Annotated in this window: 17 protein-coding genes; 11 read left to right on the top strand and 6 right to left on the bottom strand. The window is 72.1% G+C overall.

Features of this window, described 5'->3' with window-relative positions:
• Nucleotides 1–12 precede the first annotated feature (12 nt).
• From I4Q55_RS06510 to ribA, 5 genes are read left to right on the top strand one after another with little or no spacing between them, the layout of a single operon-like run.
• Complete coding sequence (locus I4Q55_RS06510; RefSeq protein ID WP_206785116.1) at nucleotides 13–411, top strand: 6-carboxytetrahydropterin synthase; 399 nt, start codon at nucleotides 13–15, stop codon at nucleotides 409–411.
• Complete coding sequence (locus I4Q55_RS06505; RefSeq protein ID WP_206785115.1) at nucleotides 408–1,475, top strand: glycosyltransferase family 4 protein; 1,068 nt, start codon at nucleotides 408–410, stop codon at nucleotides 1,473–1,475. Before I4Q55_RS06510 ends, I4Q55_RS06505 begins: the two co-directional genes overlap by 4 nt.
• On the top strand, nucleotides 1,472–2,305 hold the full coding sequence (locus I4Q55_RS06500) for a class I SAM-dependent methyltransferase (protein WP_206785114.1): 834 nt from the start codon (nucleotides 1,472–1,474) through the stop codon (nucleotides 2,303–2,305). Before I4Q55_RS06505 ends, I4Q55_RS06500 begins: the two co-directional genes overlap by 4 nt.
• Nucleotides 2,302–3,288: a lysylphosphatidylglycerol synthase transmembrane domain-containing protein gene (locus I4Q55_RS06495; protein WP_206785113.1), complete on the top strand. Its 987-nt coding sequence runs from the start codon at nucleotides 2,302–2,304 to the stop codon at nucleotides 3,286–3,288. Before I4Q55_RS06500 ends, I4Q55_RS06495 begins: the two co-directional genes overlap by 4 nt.
• 13 nt (nucleotides 3,289–3,301) lie before the next feature.
• Entirely contained in the window at nucleotides 3,302–3,955 is a 654-nt protein-coding gene (gene ribA / locus I4Q55_RS06490; RefSeq protein ID WP_206785112.1) for a GTP cyclohydrolase II, read from the top strand.
• Here ribA and I4Q55_RS06485 read toward each other — a convergent pair.
• The gene (locus I4Q55_RS06485; RefSeq protein ID WP_206785111.1) at nucleotides 3,944–4,642 is read right to left on the bottom strand and encodes a creatininase family protein; all 699 of its coding nucleotides are present in this window, start codon (nucleotides 4,640–4,642) and stop codon (nucleotides 3,944–3,946) included. The two genes, ribA and I4Q55_RS06485, sit on opposite strands and share 12 nt — an antisense overlap.
• Nucleotides 4,643–4,670: 28 nt before the next feature.
• Here I4Q55_RS06485 and I4Q55_RS06480 point away from each other — a divergent pair, with 28 nt between their 5' ends.
• From I4Q55_RS06480 to I4Q55_RS06465, 4 genes are all read left to right on the top strand, one after another.
• Nucleotides 4,671–5,471, top strand: a complete 801-nt coding sequence (locus I4Q55_RS06480) for an inositol monophosphatase family protein (protein WP_206785110.1) — start codon at nucleotides 4,671–4,673, stop codon at nucleotides 5,469–5,471.
• Between the two features lie 138 nt (nucleotides 5,472–5,609).
• Nucleotides 5,610–7,079 (top strand): serine/threonine-protein kinase, encoded by a 1,470-nt coding sequence (locus tag I4Q55_RS06475; protein ID WP_206785109.1) that lies wholly within the window; start codon nucleotides 5,610–5,612, stop codon nucleotides 7,077–7,079.
• A 121-nt stretch (nucleotides 7,080–7,200) separates the two neighbouring features.
• A complete protein-coding gene (locus tag I4Q55_RS06470; protein ID WP_206785472.1) occupies nucleotides 7,201–8,259 on the top strand; it encodes a glycosyltransferase family 4 protein in 1,059 nt (352 codons plus the stop codon).
• Nucleotides 8,260–8,299: 40 nt separating this feature from the next.
• Nucleotides 8,300–8,845, top strand: coding sequence for a DUF4231 domain-containing protein (locus I4Q55_RS06465; protein ID WP_206785108.1), 546 nt, complete (start codon nucleotides 8,300–8,302; stop codon nucleotides 8,843–8,845).
• A gap of 3 nt (nucleotides 8,846–8,848) precedes the next feature.
• Here I4Q55_RS06465 and I4Q55_RS50520 read toward each other — a convergent pair whose 3' ends face one another.
• The 4 genes from I4Q55_RS50520 to I4Q55_RS06440 all read right to left on the bottom strand — a co-directional run bounded on the left by I4Q55_RS50520 (nucleotide 8,849) and on the right by I4Q55_RS06440 (nucleotide 14,543).
• Nucleotides 8,849–9,208 (bottom strand): winged helix-turn-helix domain-containing protein, encoded by a 360-nt coding sequence (locus I4Q55_RS50520; protein WP_307793138.1) that lies wholly within the window; start codon nucleotides 9,206–9,208, stop codon nucleotides 8,849–8,851.
• Nucleotides 9,209–9,442: 234 nt separating this feature from the next.
• The gene (locus tag I4Q55_RS50515) at nucleotides 9,443–10,048 is read right to left on the bottom strand and encodes an ATP-binding protein (RefSeq protein WP_206785107.1); all 606 of its coding nucleotides are present in this window, start codon (nucleotides 10,046–10,048) and stop codon (nucleotides 9,443–9,445) included.
• Nucleotides 10,049–10,320: 272 nt separating this feature from the next.
• Entirely contained in the window at nucleotides 10,321–13,557 is a 3,237-nt protein-coding gene (locus I4Q55_RS06445) for a GH92 family glycosyl hydrolase (RefSeq protein WP_206785106.1), read from the bottom strand.
• An 86-nt stretch (nucleotides 13,558–13,643) separates the two neighbouring features.
• Nucleotides 13,644–14,543: a LysR family transcriptional regulator gene (locus I4Q55_RS06440; protein WP_206785105.1), complete on the bottom strand. Its 900-nt coding sequence runs from the start codon at nucleotides 14,541–14,543 to the stop codon at nucleotides 13,644–13,646.
• Between the two features lie 82 nt (nucleotides 14,544–14,625).
• Between I4Q55_RS06440 and I4Q55_RS06435 the strand changes: the two genes are divergently transcribed.
• Together I4Q55_RS06435 and I4Q55_RS06430 are read left to right on the top strand one after the other, a co-directional pair.
• Nucleotides 14,626–15,900 carry an MFS transporter gene (locus I4Q55_RS06435; protein ID WP_206785104.1) on the top strand — a complete coding sequence of 425 codons (1,275 nt, stop codon included), beginning with the start codon at nucleotides 14,626–14,628 and terminating at the stop codon, nucleotides 15,898–15,900.
• Between the two features lie 83 nt (nucleotides 15,901–15,983).
• The gene (locus I4Q55_RS06430; RefSeq protein WP_206785103.1) at nucleotides 15,984–16,160 is read left to right on the top strand and encodes a hypothetical protein; all 177 of its coding nucleotides are present in this window, start codon (nucleotides 15,984–15,986) and stop codon (nucleotides 16,158–16,160) included.
• Between the two features lie 39 nt (nucleotides 16,161–16,199).
• Here I4Q55_RS06430 and I4Q55_RS06425 read toward each other — a convergent pair whose 3' ends face one another.
• Complete coding sequence (locus I4Q55_RS06425) at nucleotides 16,200–19,103, bottom strand: tetratricopeptide repeat protein (protein WP_307793137.1); 2,904 nt, start codon at nucleotides 19,101–19,103, stop codon at nucleotides 16,200–16,202.
• Nucleotides 19,104–19,215 lie beyond the last annotated feature (112 nt).

Here is a 19,215-nt window from a genome sequence, read left to right as displayed (position 1 = left end):
TCGGAGGTCTTGGTGTTCAGCATCACCGTCCGTGACCACGTGATGGTCGCCCACAGCTTCCGCGGGGAAGTCTTCGGACCCGCGCAACGCCTGCACGGCGCGACATTCGTGGTGGATGCGACGTTCCGCCGCACCGAGCTCGACGACGACAACATCGTCGTCGACATCGGCAAGGCCACGGAAGAGCTCGGGGCGGTGCTCAGCGACCTGAACTACCGCAACCTCGACGACGAGCCGCAGTTCAAGGGGATCAACACCTCGACCGAGTTCCTCGCGAAGGTCATCGCCGACCGCCTGGCCGACGCCGTCCACGCCGGACGCCTCGGCGAAGGCGCGCGAGGCCTCGACGGGATCGCCGTCTCGCTGCACGAATCGCACGTCGCCTGGGCGAGTTACGAGCGTGCACTGTGAACACTCTTTACGTGGTCCTGCCCGGGGACGTCGACGACACGTCCGTCCCCAGTGGCGGCAACACCTACGACCGCCGCATGTGCGACAGGCTCGCCGACGCCGGCTTCGACGTGCACGAGATCGCCGTCTCCGGCAGCTGGCCGCGGCCGGACACCGAGGCCCGCGCGGTCCTCGGCCACCTGCTCTCCGCGCTGCCGACCGGCTCGGCCGTGCTGCTCGACGGCCTGGTCGCCTGCGGGGTGCCCGAGGTCGTCGTCCCGCAGGCGCGGCGGCTGTCGGTGTCGGTGCTGGTGCACCTGCCGCTGGCCGACGAGACCGGCCTGCCGCCCGCGCTCGCCGCCGAGCTCGACGCGCTCGAACGCGAGACGCTGCGGGCGGTCGGCTCGGTCGTCGCGACCAGCGAGTGGGCCGCGCGCCGGCTGATCGGCCACCACGGCCTGGCCCCGCACCGCGTGCACTCGGTGACGCCGGGCGTCGACCCGGCGCCGCTGGCCGTCGGCACCGACGGGATGTCCCGGCTGGTCTGCGTCGCCAACGTGACCCCGCGCAAGGGCCAGGGCGTGCTGGCTCAGGCCCTCGAAACGGTCGCCGACCTACGCTGGACCTGCGAATGCGTCGGCGGCATCCGGCGCGAGACCAAGTACGTCGAGCGGCTGCGCGAGCACCGGCTCGGCGACCGCTTCAAGCTCACCGGCCCGCGCACCGGCCGGGCGCTCGAGGCGACCTACCACACCGCCGACCTGCTGGTGCTGCCTTCGCGCGCCGAGACCTTCGGCATGGTGGTCACCGAGGCCCTCGCCCGCGGCGTGCCGGTGCTGACCACCGACGTCGACGCGCTGCCCGACACGGTCGGCGTCGCCCCGGACGGCTCGGTGCCGGGGATGCTCGTGCCCGGCGACGACGCCGAGGCACTCGGGGCGGCCCTGCGCCGCTGGCTCACCGAGCCGGCGCTGCGGACGCGGTTGCGCGCGTCGGCGAAGCTGCGCCGCGAGACCCTGACCGGCTGGGACGACACCGCCCGCCGGATCGCCGACATTCTTCTCCGGCAGGAGGCGGCGGCATGAGTGAATTCGAGCCGGACTGGCTCTACCTGCGCGAACCCGCGGACGCCGCGGCCCGCGCCACGGGACTCCTCGACCCGCTGCAGGACCACCTGCCGGCCGGCGAGGAGGTCGTCATCCGCGACCTCGGCTGCGGCACCGGCTCGCTCGGCCGCTGGCTGGCCGCCCGCCTGGCCGGTACCCAGCGCTGGATCCTGCACGACCACGACACCGAACTGCTCTCCCGCGCGCAGGGGAGCCTCCCGGGGTCCGCGCTCGACGGCAGCCCGGTCACCGCCGTCGCCGAGCAGCGCGACATCACCGCGCTGCGCGCCGAGGACCTCGCCGGGACGTCGCTGGTCACCGCGTCCGCTCTGCTCGACCTGCTGACCAGGGCCGAGATCACGGCACTGGCCACGTCGATCGCCGAGGCCGGGTGCGTGGCGCTGCTGATGCTCTCGGTGACCGGCAGGGTGGAGCTCTCGCCCGCCGACCCGATCGACCCGGCCATCGCCGCCGCGTTCAACGCGCACCAGCGGCGGGTCACCGAAGACGGCCGCCGGCTGCTCGGCCCGAACGCGGTGGACGTCGCCGCGGCCGAGTTCCGCCGGCTCGGCGCCACGGTCCGCCGTGCCGAGACCGCCTGGCGGCTCGGCCCGGACCAGGCGGAACTGCAGCGGCAGTGGCTCGAAGGCTGGGTCGGCGCCGCCGTCGAGCAGCTGCCCCACCTGCGCCCGGTCGCCGACGTCTACCTGCGGCGACGGCTCGAGCAGGCGGCGGCGGGCGAGCTGCACGCGGTGATCCACCACGCCGACCTGCTGGTCCTGCCGCCGAGCCTGGAGGCGGCGGCGTGAAGCGCGCACTGGCCTGGCTGCGGATCCTCGGCGCGGCCGGCATCCTCGCGGTCCTCGTCTGGCAGCTCGGCAGTGCCGCCTTCCTCGACGGGCTCGGCCGGATCAGCGCCCCCGGCGTGCTCGCCGCCCTGGTCATCGGCTTGGCGACGACGGTGTTCAGCGCGGGCCGCTGGCAGATCGTCGCCACCCGGCTCGGCCTGCGGCTTTCGCTGGGCACCGCCGTCACCGGCTACTACCGCGCGCTGTTCCTCAACGGCGTGCTGCCCGCGGGCGTCCTCGGCGACGTCCACCGCGCGGTGCAGCACGGCCGCGACAGCGGTGACGTGCCGCGCGGCGTGCGGGCCGTCGTCCTGGAGCGCACCGCCGGCCAGGTCGTGCTGATCGCGTCCGCGGTCGCCGTCGTGCTGGCGTCGCCGTCGGTCGTGCCCGCGGCCTTCCGCGAGGTCGTCGTGGTGGCCGGGGTGGTCGTCGTGCTCGCCGCCGTCGCCGCGCTGGTCGTGGGCCGGGTGCTCGGCGGGCGCTGGATCCACAGCGGGTCCAAGTGGCGCCGCGGCTTCGCCGCCGGCCTCGCCGACGTCCGGCTGGGCCTGCTGACCAGGGAGACCTGGCCGAGCGTCGGCTTCCTGTCGGTGGCGACCCTGGCCGGGCACCTCGCGCTGTTCGTCGTCGCCGCCCGCGTCGCCGGGGTCGACGCGCCGGTGGGGCAGCTCGTGCCCCTGCTGGTCCTCGCGCTGCTCGCGATGGGCCTCCCCCTGAACGTCGGCGGCTTCGGCCCGCGCGAGGGCGTCTGCGCCCTGCTCTTCGGCGCGGCCGGTCTGGGGGCCGCCCAAGGTGTCACCGTCGCCGTGGTCTACGGCGTGCTCACGCTGGTCGCGAGCCTGCCGGGTGCCGGTGTCCTGCTCGTCCGGAGCGTCGCTGGGGTGCGCCGGACGGTGCTTTCACGTGAAAGCGCCGCACGACCTCACGTGAAAGCCGCGGTTTAGAGAGGTGGAGACGATGACAGCAAGCGATCTCGTGGGGGATCTCCCGCGCCGGGCCGTGGTCGAGCGGGTGGTCGAGACCCGGCTGCCGACCCGGCACGGGACGTTCCGCGCGGTCGGCTACCTCGACCGCACCGGCACCGAGCAGGTCGCGCTGGTGTTCGGCGAGGTGTCCCCGCTCGGCGCACTGACCCGGGTGCACAGCGAATGCCTGACCGGCGACGTCTTCGGCTCGACGCACTGCGAATGCGGCGACCAGCTGGCGGCGGCCCTGGACCGGATCGTCGAGGAGGGCTCGGGCGTGCTGGTGTACGTCCAGGGCCACGAGGGTCGCGGCATCGGCCTGCTGGCGAAGCTCGAGGCGATGCGCCTGCAGCAGGACGAGGGCCTGGACACGGTCGACGCGAACGTGGCGCAGGGCCTGCCGGTCGACGCCCGCGACTACCACGCGGCGGCGGGCATCCTGACCGACCTCGGCATCCGCTCGGTGCGGCTGCTGTCCAACAACCCGAAGAAGGTCGAACAGCTCACGCGCTACGGAATCCGGATCAGCGAGCAGGTCCCGTTGCTGGTTCCGCCGAATCCGGAGAACCTGCGGTACCTGCGGACGAAGGCCGAGCGGATGGCCCACCTGCTGCCGCACCTGGACCAGGCCTTCTCAGGCGCCTAGTACCTCGAGCACGCCGGCGAAGCGCTGGACCAGCGTGTCCAGCACGACGTGCCCCTTCGCCGCGCTCGCCAGCGACGGACGGCCGACCACGCCCGACTCCGTGTACGCCCGCAGGCCCAGCGTCAGCAGGTGCTCCCGGTCGGTGACGTGGTCGGCCTGTTCGTGTCCGGGGCGGACCAGGTGCGGGTGGGCGTGCAGCAGGATCGACGTCTCCAGCTCGCCCGCGTGCATGTCGTCGTCGAGCGACGTCCGCAGGCCGGCCGCGGTGTGCGCCGCCTGCCAGTCCGCGACGCCCGGGAACAGCGCCATCGCGCCCGCCGCCTCCTGGACCACATTGGACAGTACGTAGTTGCCGCCGTGCCCGTTGACCAGCACGAGCCGGTTCACGCCGGACGCTTTCAGCGACGCGGCGACGTCGGTGACTACGGCGTGCAGCGTGCGCGCCGAAATGCTCACCGTCCCCGCCCACCCCGCGTGTTCGTGTGAGCACGAGATCGTGACCGGCGGCAGGTGGAGCACCGGGTACGCCGCGGCCACCGCGCGGGCGAGGGTGGCCGCGATCACCGTGTCGGTGGCCAGGGGGAGGTGCGCGCCGTGCTGCTCGAAGCTGCCGATCGGCAGCACCGCGACCGACGCCCGCCGCTCCTGCTCGTCGGCGGTGGTGGCGAGCGGGAACAGATCGGTCATGCGCGCGGCCCTTCACTAGGTTGGTGGCATGACCGAGCATGCCGCACTACTGGACGTCGCGCGCGAGGCCGTGGCGAAGGCGACGGAGATCGTCAGGTCGCGCCCGGCTTTTTCCGTTTCCGCGAAAGGCGATCGCGACCTGGTGACCGACGTCGACACCGCGGTCGAGGACGCGCTGCGGGAGTTCCTCGCCGCCGAGACGCCGGAGATCGGGATCCTCGGTGAAGAGCGCGGCCGCAGCGGGGACGGCGGCGGCCGGTGGTGGGCGCTCGACCCCATCGACGGGACCGCGAACTTCGCCCGCGGAATTCCACTCTGCGGGATTTCCCTGGCGCTGGTGGACGGCGAACACAGCACGGTCGCCGCGATCGCGCTGCCGTACCTCGGCGTCACGTACACCGCCACGCGCGGCGAAGGCGCCTTCGCGAACGGAGAGCGCATCGGCGCGTCCACCGCGACCGAGATGTCCGACGCGATGATCGCCGTCGGGGACTTCGCGATCGGCGAGCTCGCCGAGGAGAAGAACCGCGCGCGGCTGCTGCTCCTCGCGGACCTCGGCGCGCGGGCGCAGAAGATCCGGATGCTCGGCACGGCGGCCATCGACCTCGCCTGGGTGGCGGACGGAAAGCTCGACGCCGCACTGATCCTGTCCAACAATCCCTGGGACACCATGGCCGGCGTGCTCCTCGTGCGCGAGGCCGGTGGCGCCGTCGTCGACCGCGACGGCAGCGAGCACACGGTCGGTTCCGCGGCGACGATCGCCGTCGGCGCCGGGCTGCGCAAGGAGATCGTGGACGCACTTGATCGCGCGTACGGGGTTGTTCGTTAGGATTCCGGGGTACACCGTGGGCGGCGCCACAGCGCTGGTTTGCGCTGTCCGCGCAAGGTTTTCGGTTACGTTGGTACCGGTCGGCCGCCCAGCCTGGCATGCTGACCGGATCTCGTGGGCCACTTCGGAGAATGGTGGATGCTCGTGGAAAGTCGCCGGATCCGCGATCGGTACCGGCTGCTCGAGCCGGTCGGCGGCGGCGCGATGGGCACGGTGTGGCGGGCCCAGGACGAAAAGCTCGACCGGACCGTGGCGATCAAGGAACTCCTGCTGCCGCACGACCACGACGAGCAACGCACGCAAGAGGCGAAGAACCGCGCGATGCGCGAGGCGCGGATCGCCGCCCGGCTACAGCATTCCCACGCGATCACCGTGTTCGCCGTCCTCGAGGAGGAGGACCGGCCGTGGCTGGTGATGGAGTACCTGCCGTCGAAGAGTTTGGCCGTCGTGCTGGGCGAGAAGCCGGCCACGGTGGACGAAGCCATCCGCGTCGGCGCGCAGATCAGCTCGGCGCTGGCGGGCGCGCACCGCGCCGGGGTCGTGCACCGCGACGTGAAGCCGGCCAACATCCTGGTCGCCGAGGACGGCACGGCCAAGATCACCGACTTCGGCATCTCGCGCGCGATCGGTGACGTCAAGCTGACGGCGACCGGCGAGATCGCCGGCACGCCCGCGTACCTCGCGCCCGAAGTGGCCCGCGGTGAGGACGTGGACTTCGCGGCCGACGTCTTCTCGCTCGGCGCCACGCTGTACGCCGCCGTCGAGGGGCAGTCGCCCTACGGCACCGCCGACAACCCGATCGCGTTGCTCTACAAGGCGTCCAGCGGGGAGATCGTGCCGCCGGAGAAGACGGGCAGGCTGACGCCGCTGCTGCTGCGGATGCTCGCCACCGAGCCGGCCGAGCGCCCGTCGATGGACGAGGTCGAGCAGGAGCTGCTGGCGCTGCTGCCGGGCGAGGAGCCCGGCGAGTCGGTGCTCGCGGCGACGGTGCCCGAAACCGCGCCCGCGGCGGTGCCGGTCGTGCCGGCCGCGGTCGCCGTGCCCGCGGGCGAGGTCACGGCGGTATCGCCGGGCGCGCGCAAGGGCCTGATCGCCGTCGGGGCGGGCGCGGCGTTGCTGTGCGTGGCGGTCGTCGTGGTGATCCTGCTGATCGGGCGGGAGAAGCCACCGCAGGACAACGTCGCCGCCCCGCCGTCGCAGACGCCGTCGGCCTCGGCATCCGTGACGCCGCCCCCGGCGTCGACACCGTCGTCTTCTCCGGCACCGACGTCGGCGCCCTCGACCCCGGCGACGTCGCCGACGGTTTCGACGGTGTCCTCGTCGAAGACGGCGGCCCAGGCCCTCAGCGACTACTACTCGCTGCTCCCGGGTAATCCGCAGGCGGCGTGGAACCTGCTCACGGACAAGTTCAAGGCGTCGCGCAACCAGACGTACGACAGGTACAAGAGCTTCTGGAGCCAATACCGCTCGGTGCAGGCGACCAACGTCAAGGAGGTCGGGCCCGGCCGGGTCACGGCGCACGTCACCTACGACGGGGCCCAGGGCGAGAACGACACCTTCACCATGGTCCAGGTGAACGGCATCTGGATGATTGACGCGCAGAGCTGAACCGTCCCGGCTTGGGGTGCGTGTGACGTATGAGCCGTCACCGCCGTCGACCCACGCTGGAGGTAGCTGTGCCCGTACCCACCGCCTCGCCCCGGCGCGCGCGATGAGGCCCGCCGACCCGATGGTGTTCATCCTCCCGGCCGCGCCGCCGGGCAGCGACACCTACGACAAGCGGATGTGCCAGAACCTGCCCGCCGTCGGCCAGCCGGTGCTGGAGCTGCCGATCGCCGGCGACTGGCCGGAGCCCGACGCGACGTCGAGACGCAGATTGGCGCGGTCGCTCGCCGCGCTGCCGGACCGGACGGTCGTGCTGCTCGACGGCATGATCGCTTCCGGCGTGCCCGAGATCGTCGTCCCGCACGCGCGGCGGCTGCGCCTGGCCGTGCTGGTCCACCAGGCCCTGGCCGACGAGCCGGGGTTGGCCCCCGCGCACGCCGCGGAGCTGGACGCGTGCGAGCGCGAGACGCTGCGGATGGCCGGGATGGTCGTCGCGACCAGCCCGTGGCTCGCCCGGCTGCTGATCGACCGCCACGACCTGGACCCGGGCCGGGTGTACGTCGCCAAGCCCGGCACGGACGCGGCCCCGCTGGCGGCGGGCGCGGACGGCGTGTCCCGCCTGCTCTGCGTGGGGGACGTGACCCGCCGCAACGGCCACGACGTGCTGGTCCAGGCCCTCGGCGAGGTCGACCACCTGGCGCTGTCGTGCGTGTTCGCCGGCTCGCTGGAGGCGGACCGGGCGTTCGTCGACGAGCTCGGCTGGTCGATCGAGCGCCTCGGCCTCGGCAACCGCATCACCCTCGCCGGCGACGCGGTCGACCTCGGCGCGGCCTACAACGCGGCGGACCTGCTGGTGCTCCCGGCCCGCGCGGCGACGTCCGGCATGTTCGTGGCCCAGGCGCTGGCCAGGGGCATCCCGGTGCTGGCCACCGAGGTGGGCGGGGTGTACGACGCACTGGGCGTCGACGCCGACGGCGAGATGCCGGGCCTGCTCGTCGAGCCGGACGACCCGTTCGTGCTCGCGGACGCCCTGCACCGCTGGTACGCGGACCCGGAGCTGCGCAGGTCGTTGCGCACGGCGGCGCTCGGGCGGGGAAGCGCACTGGAGGAGTGGGAGGTCGCGGCCCGCCGGCTGACGCACGTCCTGTCGCGGCTGGCGGCCGAGCCCCGGATCGTCGCTTGACGGCCTTGCCGGGGTGCTGAGATTCCACGACCCTGGCCCGATGCCGTTCAAACGCCCGGCGCCAGGCCGCGCTGTCGATTCCGAACGCGGGTTGCTCGAAGTCGCCGGCCGGGATCCGGACCGCTCACTGCGTGACTCCCTGCTGGCGTTCCGGGACCTCCTCTCGGCCGACATGGAATGGGTGGACAGCCGCAAGAGCCAGTTCCGCCGCCGCGCGTCGATCGTGCGGGTGAGCGCCCTCCTGCTCACGGCGGCGTCGACGGTGGTGCTCGGCATCCCGGAGATCCCGGCCCGGGCGTCGATCGCCCTGCCGATGGTGGCGCTGGTGACGGTGCTCGGCGGGCTCGAGACGTTCTTCAACTGGCGTTCGCGCTGGGTGCTGATGACGGAGACGCGGTACCGCTTCAACCGCCTCCGCGACGAGTTGGACTACTACATCGTCACGACACCCGAGGCGGAGCTCAGCCGCGGACGGCTCGAGGAGCTCTTCGCCCGGCACCAGGTCGTCTGGGAGGAGACCAGCCGCCAGTGGGTCGAGTTCCGCAAGCTGGACCGGCCGCCACAGGCGCCCGAGGTCCGCGGGTGAATTTCAGGCTTCGCCGTCTTCACCCAGCGCGATCTTGCCGGTCCGGCGATATCGGGTGCCCGGGTTCCGCACCTTCTCCTCCGTTGCTTCCACAAGGCCTTCGCTGCGGAGGATGCGAAGCCAGTGCGCCACGGTTTGGCCGGTGAGGCCGGTGGCTGCGGCCAGCTCGACACGAGAACGTTCGCCTTCCGCCAAGGCGTCCAGGATTTCGCGGCGGCGATCCGCCCGACGCGCACTGACACCCGAGGTCGCGCCGGCCGCAGGCAGCGCGGATGGTGCGAGCCGATAGCGTGCCCAGCGCCGATTGCCGGTCTGCACCACCAGCTCCCGCGCAATCAGGTCGCCGAGTTCTTGGGTCGCCACGCGGGAGTCGACGCGGGTCTGGCGTCCGGTAGGTCTGGTTGTCGAGATGGCCGCCTTCCCGGAGGATCGCGAGGCCGACGCACTGGCTTTCCGAAAGGCCGTGCTCGCCCAGCGAGTTGAGCCAGTCGACGGTCTCTTCCGCGAGAAGCGTGTGGTTGGGAAAGGTGACACTGAACGAGCTCACGCGGTTTTTGAACTCCGGCAGGCTCATGCGCGCCGCCCGAAGGGCATTGATCATCGTCCGGATCCCGGAGCCGCGGTTCTCGCAAACGCCGTTGACACTCCTGGCCACGGCACGTCTTCCAGCAGCCGGAGCAGGCTTGCGTTCCGTGCCGAGGAAACGCCTTCCTCACCCAACCGCTCTTCGGTCACCGGCCCGAACAAGCCGCCGGGATTCCGGACGGTGAGCCGATCGGGATACATCTCGACCTGCACCTGGGTGCCTCGCGCGGCGGGTGAGAGATCACGGTGGACGAGCGCGTTGACGATGGCTTCACGGAGGGCGGCCTCGGGATACTGCCAGATGTCGGCACGGCCGGCCCCGCGCACGACCGATCGTCGTGTCATGTTCTTCCGGACGGCCAGTAGCGCATCTCGGACCATCACCGGGATCGGCCCCTCGGCCACGACGTTGTCCACGAAGCGTTCGCCGGTTTCCGTGTTCGCGCCTTCCGCGGTCGGGTAGTGGACGAAGGTCAACATCAACTGGGGGAACGCCCACGCTGGCGACGACAGCGCCGCTTTCGGCGACGACCGGTGCTTTGGCCCGCCGCAGCGCCGCGATGTCATCGAGCTCGCCGAAGGCATACGGGCGGCGTCGGCGACGCCGGTACCGGGCACGGGAGCTTCGTCGTCGCGCGGTTGCCCGCGGTTCGCCAGGAAAGCTGGACTTCGTAACCGGTGAGCCTGCGGTCCCCGTCGCCGACTCGGACGAAGCTGCCTTGCGTCATGGCCGCCATGTGCGCGACCGACATCGAGCCACCCTAGCGGCCGAGGATCAGGGTGCCACCTCGCGTATTCGCGAAGGCGACGAGTGTTTCGCGGTCGGCAGCATGCTAATTGACATGTCAATTAGCATGCTACGTACGGTAGCAGTCGACAGCTCAGTGTGTTCAAGTCAGGGTGAGCGCGTAGATCTCCACCCGCGGATCGTTCGGCAGGCTCACCGACTGCACGGTCTTCCCGCCGTCCAACCCCGCCGAAAGACCGAACAACCGCACCGGCGGCCCATCGACCCCGCTCCCCGCCTTGATCCGGTGCGGCATCTCGAGCACCACCGGGCTCCCGGACCCGGCCCAGTCGCCGAACGTCAACGCCAGATCGGCGCTCGTCCCGTCGGTGTAGTGCGCGGTCACCGTCGTCGACACCGGGCCGTTGTGCGACGCCCCGGCCAGCTTCAAAGCCGAGTACCGACCCGCCGGAAGCAGGAGCGACTGCCCACGAGCCTCGACGAAGTTGAGCGACGTCCCCGAAGGGTCCGGAGCCGCGTACGTGACGCCGTCCCAAGCCACCGGGCCCGCCGGTGGGAGCAGGGCGGCGTCGTAGCTCCAGCCGCCGCCGTCGAAGTTGCCTTCCGACGAGGAGGCCACGGTTGCCGTTCCGTCGTGGTTGCGGTCGCGGGTGAGGTCCACCGCGCAGTGCGTACCCGGCGACACGCACGCCGACGGCGTCCGGACCTCGACGCTCGCCGAGCGGGTCACGGTGTTGGCACCGAGGCCGGACACCGCGACCCGCACCGGGTACGTCCCCACGGCCGCGCCCGCCGGCACGTTCAGCGTGATCGGCACGGACTTCTGCACCGGCAGCCGTCCGGACCGGATCACGAGCAACGGCTGGACCTGCGCTTTCCACGGCGACGTGACCGAAACCGTCACCGGCTGCAGCCCCGGGTGCTGCGCCACCACGTCCAGGTCGAGGTGCACCTGCTGGGCGGCGCCGGCCGGGATCACCACGGACGTCTGCCGCAACGAAGCGTCGACGTGCCGCCGCGGGTCGCCCGCCGCGTTGTTCACCGAAGGCGGCGCCGCGGAAACGGACGTTCCCCACGAAGACGGCCGGGAGCCGAGCTTGTGCGAAAGCGTCCCGCCGTGCGCCAGTGCCGCCCAGTCCAGGGACGTCTGCCGGACGTCCCGGCCGTTGAGCGACACGCTCTGGATGTAGCGGTTCGCGTCGCTCGCGCCCGGCGCCGACACCGTCAGGGTCCCGCCCTGCGCCGAGCCGTACTGTCCGATCCGGACGGTCGCCGACTCGAACTGCGGGCTCGACAGCGCGAGGAAGTTCGCGCCGCTCATCGTCGGGTACAGGCCGAGCGACGAGAAGACGTACCAGGCCGACATGGTGCCGAGGTCGTCGTTGCCGGTCATGCCGTCGGGGCCGGTCGTGAACAACGTCATCGCCGCGCGGACGACGGTCGCCGTCTTCGCCGGCGCGCCGACCCAGTTGTACATGTAGGGCGCGAGCAGGTCGGGCTCGTTGTTCGGGTTGTACGTCGCCTTGCCGTAGTAGTCGTACGGGCTGGCGATCCAGTCCTTCCGCGCGGTCCCCGCGGGGTCCTTCAAGAGGTTGCCGTAGGAGAAGAAGGAGTCCAGGCGTTGCTCGGTCGCCGTCCGGCCGCCCATCAGGGACACGAGCCCGGCCGGGTCCTGCGGCACGAGCCACTGGTACTGGTAGGCGCCGCCTTCGTGGAACTGGTGGCCGGCGTCGACCGGGTTGTACGGCGTGACGAACGTGCCCTCCGTGGTACGCGGGCGGAACTGGCCGATCGAGGAGTCCCACAGGTTGCGGTACCACTGGCCGCGGTCGGCGAACATCCGCGCGTCGGCGCCGTGGCCGAGCCCGCGGGCCATCAGCGCGAGCGACGCGTCCGCCGCGGCGTACTCCATGGTCGCCGACGCCGGGTGCGCGCAGTCGTTGTCGCCGCCCTTGGCCGCGCAGTCCGTGCCGAGCGTCAGCCCGCTCGGGATGTAGCCGCGCTCGTTGTAGTAGTTGACGCCGGAGCGGCCGTTGTACGGCGAATCGGCGGGCGGCGTGCTCGTCGCGTTCTTCTTCAGCAGCGCGTACGCCTCTTCCTCGTGCCCGGCGAGCAGGCCCTTCGACCACGCCTCGACGAGGAACGGCGTCACCGGGTCGCCGGTCATGATGTTCGTTTCGCTCTCGGCCAGCGCCCACCGCGGCAGCCACCCACCGTCACGGCCGATCGCGACGACCGACAGGGCGACGTCCCGCGCGACCTGCGGTTCCAGCAGCTCCAGCAGCTGGTTCTGCGGCCGGTAGGTGTCCCAGAGCGAGAAGTTCTGGTACGGCGTGTAGCCGCTCGCCGTGTGCACCTTGCCGTCGAAGCCGGTGTACGCGCCGTCGGTGTCGCCGGCCAGGTTCGGGTGCAGCTGCGCGTGGTAGAGCGCGGTGTAGAACGCCGTCTGCCGCTCGGTCGTGCCGCCGGCGATCTTGATCGCGCCGAGCCGGTCGGCCCACTGCTGGTGCAGTGCCGCGCGGGTGGCGTCGAAGTCGTAGTCCCTGGTTTCGGCGGCGAGGTTCTTCCGCGCGCCGTCGAGCCCGGTGTAGGACAGGCCGACCTTGAGCACGACGTCGTGGTCGGTGGTCGCGTCGAAGCTCGCCCAGGCGCCGTTGCCGCCGGTGCCCGCGGCGTCGCGGCCGCCCGGCGTGCGCGTCGAGCCGCGCCAGGTGCCGAACGAGCTGAACGGCCGGTCGAAGGTCGCCGTGAAGTAGACGGTGTGCTCGTCGTGGCCGGCGCAGAAGCCGCCGGCTTTGACCCGCCCTTCGAGCGTCCGGTCGCCGACGACGTGGATCTCGGAGTCCTTGACGGACTGGTTGGCCTGGCCGGTGTTGAACAGGACGTTCGCCTGCCCGGTCGACGGGAACGTGTAGCGCTGCCACCCGGTGCGCGCGGTCGCCGTCAGCTCGGCGTCGATGCCGTACTTCTTGAGGCCGACGCGGTAGTAGCCGGGCTCGGCGTGCTCGTCGTCGTGGCCGTATTCGGACCGGTAGGCGTTCTTGTCAACGTTGTCCACAGCGCCGGTCGTCGGCATGATCGGCAGCTCGCCCATCACGCCGCAGCCGACGCCGGACAGGTGTGTCTGGCTGAAGCCGTGGATCGAGTTCTGCAGGTAGTCGTAGCCGCCCTGCCCGCCGGTGTCCGGGCTGACCTGCACCATCCCGAACGGCGCACTGGCACCGGGGAAGGTGTTCCCGAAGTTCTGCGTGCCGACGAACGGGTTGACCAGGCTCACCGGATCGACCGGCGCGGCGGCGTGCGCGGTGGCCTGGGTCGTGGCGGCGACCACGAGCCCCACGGCCGCCGCGGCGATCAGTTGTCTGCTTGGCGACCCCATGGGGCGCGCACCTCCCAGGTGACAACGTTGTCGGGCTGTTCGGCAGCCTTGCACATCGGCGGCCGTTTGAGAAGGCGGCAACCAGGTCAAGCCGTTGTCATCGCCCGCCGGACCACCGCGGGCTTCGGGCTGTCATTGCCGGACAACGCGTAGGCGGTGGCGAGCAGCGCGGCGACGTTCGGCTTCCGTTCGTCGCGCCGCCGCCACGTCATGGTGACGTCGGTGGCCGCGCCGGCCAGGGGAACGGCGACCGCGCCTTCGCAGGCGACCAGGGCGGGCACGATCCCGCACCCCAGGCCGGCGGCCACGCACCGCGCGAGGGCGGCGAGGCTGCCGACCTCGGCCTCGACGACGGGCCCGTCGATCCGGTCCAGCATCTCCCGGAAGCCGCAGCCGTTCGGCGTCGCGAGGAATCCGACGCCGTCGAGGTCGCCGGGCCGGATTTCTTCCTTGCTCGCCAACGGGTGTCCCGGTGGGACGATGACGACGAGTGGTTCGGTGCCCAGGGTCGCGCTGGCGAGCGCCGGGTCGGCCGGCGGGGCGCCGAAGGTGAAGCAAACGTCCATTTCGGACTGTCGCACCGCCTGGTAGAGCTCGCCGCGGCTGCCTTCCCGGAGCGTGATCCGCACGCGCGGCCACCGCGTCCGGTACGCGCCGAAGAGGGCGGGGATGCGTTGCGCGCACAGTGTTTCGAGGGCGCCGATGGTCAGGTCGCCCTCGGGGTCACCGCGCTCCTCGTCGACGGCGGCCCTGGCTTCCTCGACGAGTTCGAGCACCTGGTCGGCGTACCCGACGAGCCGTTCCCCGGCGCCGGTGAGCGTGAGCCGCCTGGTGGTGCGGTCGAAGAGCTTCGAGCCGAGTTCCGCTTCCAGGGCCTGGATCTGCTCGGTGACGCTGGACTGCGCGTAGTGCAGCTCGGCGGCGGCGCGGGTGAAGTTGAGCGTCCGCGCGACGACGCGGAAGGTGCGCAGGTGGCGCAGTTCCATGGCATCCCCCATCGGAGTTCCCGATGGCCGCCATCGTAACTGCCTGCTTCCGCCGTTGTCACCGAGCGTCCAGGCTTTCGGGGTGGCAAGACTCCTCACCGGCCTTTCGCTGGGCTACTTCCTGGTCATGCTGGACACGACGATCGTCACGGTCGCGCTTCCGGCCTTTTCGCCCTCTTTGCCGGCGCAGCAATGGATTTCCAACGGCTACACGCTGACGTTCGCGGCGTTCCTGCTGACGGCGGGCGCGTGGTCGGACCGTTTCGGCGCCCGCCGGGTGTTTTCCCTGGGTCTGATCGCCTTCGCGACACTGTCCGGTTTGTCGGCATTGTCATTTTCGACACCGTTGCTGATCGCGCTCCGGGCCCTGCTCGGCGTCGCGGGAGCACTGCTGGTCCCGTCGTCGCTGTCGCTGATCGCGGCGGCCTACCCCGTGCCGTCCGCACGCGCCAAGGCGATGGGGATGTGGGCCGCGGTGAGCGGAACCGGCCTGGTCGCGGGCCCGGTGCTGGGTGGTCTCCTGACGGAGGCGTTCGGCTGGCGGGCGATCTTCGTGGTCAACGTCCCGGTGGCCGCGATCGCCTGGGTCCTGTCGCGGTCGGCTCCCACGGTGCCGGCGCGGCCCGGCCGGATCGACGTCGTGGGCCAGCTGTCGGCGGTGGTCGCTTTGTCGGCATTGACGTATGCGCTGATCGAGAAGTCGTGGGGCGCGTTGCCGCTCTCCGCCGTCGCGGCCGCGGTGTTCGTGCGCTCCCAGCGTCACCCGGAGGCGATGCTCCCGGCCCGCCTGTTCCGCACCCGCGCGTTCCCGCTGCGCCTGGCCGCGGGTGCGATCGCGAACTTCGGGTTGTCCGGGGTGCTGTTCGTGCTCTCGATCTATTTCCAGGAATCCCGCGGCTATCCACCGTCGGCGACCGGGCTGGCCTTCCTCCCGCTGACGATTCCGACGGCCTTCAACCCCGTTTTCACCGGCCGTCTGGTGGCCAGGATCGGCCCCCGCGTCCCGGCGGTCGGCGGCTTTTCCCTGATGTCCGCGGGCACGCTCGTCCAGGCGTGCTCGACGTCGGCGGTCCTGTCGGTGGTCGCGCTGGCCATGCTGGGCTTCGGGGTTTCGCTGGCGATCCCGGCACTGCTGACGGCGGTGGTCGCGGCGGCCCCACCCGAGCTGACCGGCGTCGCGGGCGGGGCGTTGAACGCGTCCCGGCAGACCGGCGCGGCCCTCGGGGTGGCGATCCTGGGCGCGCTGCCGGCTTCCGCGACGACGTCGATCGCGCTGGTCGTGGCCGCCGGCGTGCTCCTGGCCGGCGCGCTCGCTGTTTCCTGTTCGTTTATGAAACAGGAAACCCCTTGTAGCTGAATGCGGTGACGCGAATCCTCGGTGGTGGGCGCGGAAATTCTCCGAAGCGCTCGGAAATAACCGTTCGGCGAGGAGGATTCGTCATGTTCAAAAAGCTGGCCAAAATCGGTGGCCCGGTGCTCGCGATCTGCGCGTTCGCGGCCCTGCCGGTGATCGGCTCCACCTCCGCGTACGCGGACGACGACGGCGGGACGCCGGCCGCCCCGGTCGTCACCCCGACGCCGACCCCGACCACCGAAGGCAACCCCTGGCACGGCTGAACGACCGGCCGTGGGCGGCGGCAGCCCGCCGCTCACGGCTCATCGTGGGCCGCAGGCGCACTCCAGCGCCGAACGTTCTTCGCGTACCTCGCCGGCCTCCGGCAGCTCGAGCGCGTCGAACCCGGCCTCGGCCGCGGCCCAGTGGGTGACGGCGCTTTCGTGGTCGCCCATCGCGTGCAGCGTCTCCGCGACGCCGCGGTGCGCCCGGGCACAGTAGGCCCGGTTCCCGTTGCCGTCGGCGAGATCCAGCGCGGATCGGCAGGCGGTGAGCGCTTCCCCGCGGGCGCCACGGGCGAGCGCCGTCGCGCCGCGGTCGAGGTACAGCTGGGCGCGCAGGTCGGCGTCCGGCACGTTCGCCGCCACCTCCCTGGCCTTGTCGTGGTAACGGACGGCCTCGGCGTACCGGCCGCGCTGCCGGTGCACGTTCCCGATGTTGTTCAGCGCGTAGGCCTCGACGCAGCGGTCGCCGACCTGGGCGGCGTGCGCGTGCGCGTCCGTGTAGCTGGTCAGCGCTTCGGTGAGCAGGCCGAGCTTTTCCTGCACCGAGCCGAGGTTGTTGAGCGTGTGTGCCACGCCCTGGACGTGGCCGATCTGCCGCAGCATCCGCGCTGCGGACTCGTGTTGCCGCCGCGCCACTTCGAGGTTGCCGTGGAGATCGTTGAGGTACCCCAGCATGCCCAGCGCGTGGGCCTCGCCCCGCCGGTCTTCGGTCTGCTCGTACTTGGCCAGCGCGGCTTCGAGGTGGGCCATCGCCTGGTCGTGCCGGCCCAGTTCCATGGTCGGGATGGCGAGCGCGCACAGCGTCGCCGCTTCGCCGCGCGGGTCGCCGAGGCGGCGCCACTTGGGCAGGGCCTGGGCGGCGAGTTCCAGCGCTTCGGCGAGCTGCCCGCGCCGGTCGTGTGCGGTGGCCAGCCGCAGCAGGACGTGCGCCTGGCCGTAGTCGTTGCCCGGGTCGGCGGAGACGGTCCGCCAGGCGAGCTCGAGCGTGCCGATCCAGTCCTCGAACTGGTTCGTCGTGTTGAAGTACCGCCACAGCAGCACGGCCAGCCGCCAGGTGTGCTCGGGCAGCGCGTGCCCGGCGGCGTAGCGGATGGCGGCCACGAGGTTGTCGCGTTCGGCGACGATCCACCGCAGCCCGGCGTCGGCGTCGGCGAAGACCGGCGTCACCGCGCAGGACCGGTCCGTCGTCGAGGGCAGCTGAGCGCGGTCGAACGGGTACGCGGCGCCGACCGCGGCCGCCAGCGTCACCAGGTAGAAGTCGAGCAGCCGGACCATCGCCTGCCCGGGCGCCGGCACGTCCGCGGCGAACTCCTTGAGCGGGTCGAGCATCTGGTACCGCTCGGGCGCGGCCTCCTCGAGGAGGCTGACCTCGTGGAGCTCGTCGAGCAGCGACCGCGCCTCGGCGACGTCGCAGCCGGCCAGCGCCGCACCGCCCACGACGTCGACGTCCGGCCCCGGCAGGCTGCCGAGCAGCCGGAACATGACGCGCTGCGGCGCGCCGAGCTGCTGGTAGGACACGCGGACGGCGGCGTTGGCGTCGGCCTGGCCCTTTTCGTCGAGCAGGCGGAGGAGGTGCTCCAGCGGCCACCGGTCGTGCCGCCGGAACAGCGCGGCGGCGACGCGGATGGGCATCGGCAGGGAGCCGCACCGCCGGACCACCGCGGCGACGTCGGCCGCGCGGCCCCGCAGCCGCGCCGGCCCGGCGAGCGCGTGGAACAGCTCGGCCGCCTCCGCGGGCGGCAGCGGCGAGAGCCGGATGTGCTCGCCGGTGTCGGCGTCGCCCATCCGCCTGCTGGTGACGACGGCCAGGCAACCGTCCGCTTCGGGCAGCAGCGGCCGGACCTGTTCCGGCGACGCGGCGTTGTCCAGCACGACGAGCGTGCGGGTGCCCCAGAGCGTCGCCTGGTAGAGCGTGACTTTCCGGCCCACGGTGGCCGGGACCTGCTCGGCGGGCACGCCGAGTTCGACCAGCAGCTCGGTCAGGGCGTCCCCGACGTCGACCGCGTCGACGCCGGGGGTGAACCCGTTGAGGCGGGCGAGGAGCTGGCCGTCGGGGAACCGGTCGCGCAGCCGGTGGGCCGCCTCGACGGCCAGGCCGGACTTGCCGGCACCGGGCGCGCCGCTGACCCAGACGGCCCGCCGCCCGGCCGCGGCGGCCGCCTCGATCATGGCGATTTCCGCGGCCCGGCCGGTGAACCCGCCGGGCCGCGACGGCAGCGAGCTGGGCGGATCGCCCTGTTCGGCCCGCGCGGCGAGCTTCCGCAGCACCGGCCCGGGCGCCATGCGCAGGGCGGCGAGGGCGTCGCGCGTGCCGTGGTAGACGCGCAGGGCGGCCACCCGGTCGCCGCCGGCGAGCAACGCGCGCATCAGGAGTTCGGCGTGCTTCTGGCTGGCCGGATCGGCCTGGACGAGCGGCCGCAGCCGGTCGCGCGCGGACCGGTGGTCGCCGGCTTCGAGCTCGAGTTCGGCCAGGTCACCGACGACATCGGGGTAGCTCTCGTCCGGCGAGATCACCCCGGGCCCGCCGACGCGGTCGATGTCGATGTCTTCGAGGAACTTCCCCCGCCACAGGCCGACGGCCTCACGCAGCAGCGCGATCGCCCGCCGCGGGTCGCCGCCGCGGACGTCCGCGGCCTCGGCGCGGAGCCGGTCGAACCGCACGGTGTCGAGCTGGTCGTCGCCGATCCGCAGCAGGTAGCCGGTCGGGGTGGTTTCGATGGTCGCGTCCCCGACGACGTCCCGCAGCCGCTTGATGTAGCTGCGCACCAGGGTGGGCTTGGCTTCGCGGTCGGCCCAGACGATCTCGGCGAGCCGCGCGGGCGTGACGGGCTTGTTCGCGTGCAGGAGCAGCACGACGAGGACGAACCGCTGCTGCTGGTCGCCCAGCGGCACCGGCGCGCCGTCGTGCCACGCCTCCAGCGGGCCGAGCATCCGAAACTCCACGCGGCCTCCCCGGCGTCAGCTTGCTGTCCACTTTCGATGTCGCGCAATCGGCCGTCCGGGTTTCGGAAATCCGCATTTCTTCCACTTTCGGTGCACGCGGGCTCGGCAGACT

The organism is Amycolatopsis sp. MtRt-6 (assembly GCF_017308975.1).
GTDB lineage: Bacteria > Actinomycetota > Actinomycetes > Mycobacteriales > Pseudonocardiaceae > Amycolatopsis.
This window is presented reverse-complemented; position numbering and strand designations above follow the sequence as displayed.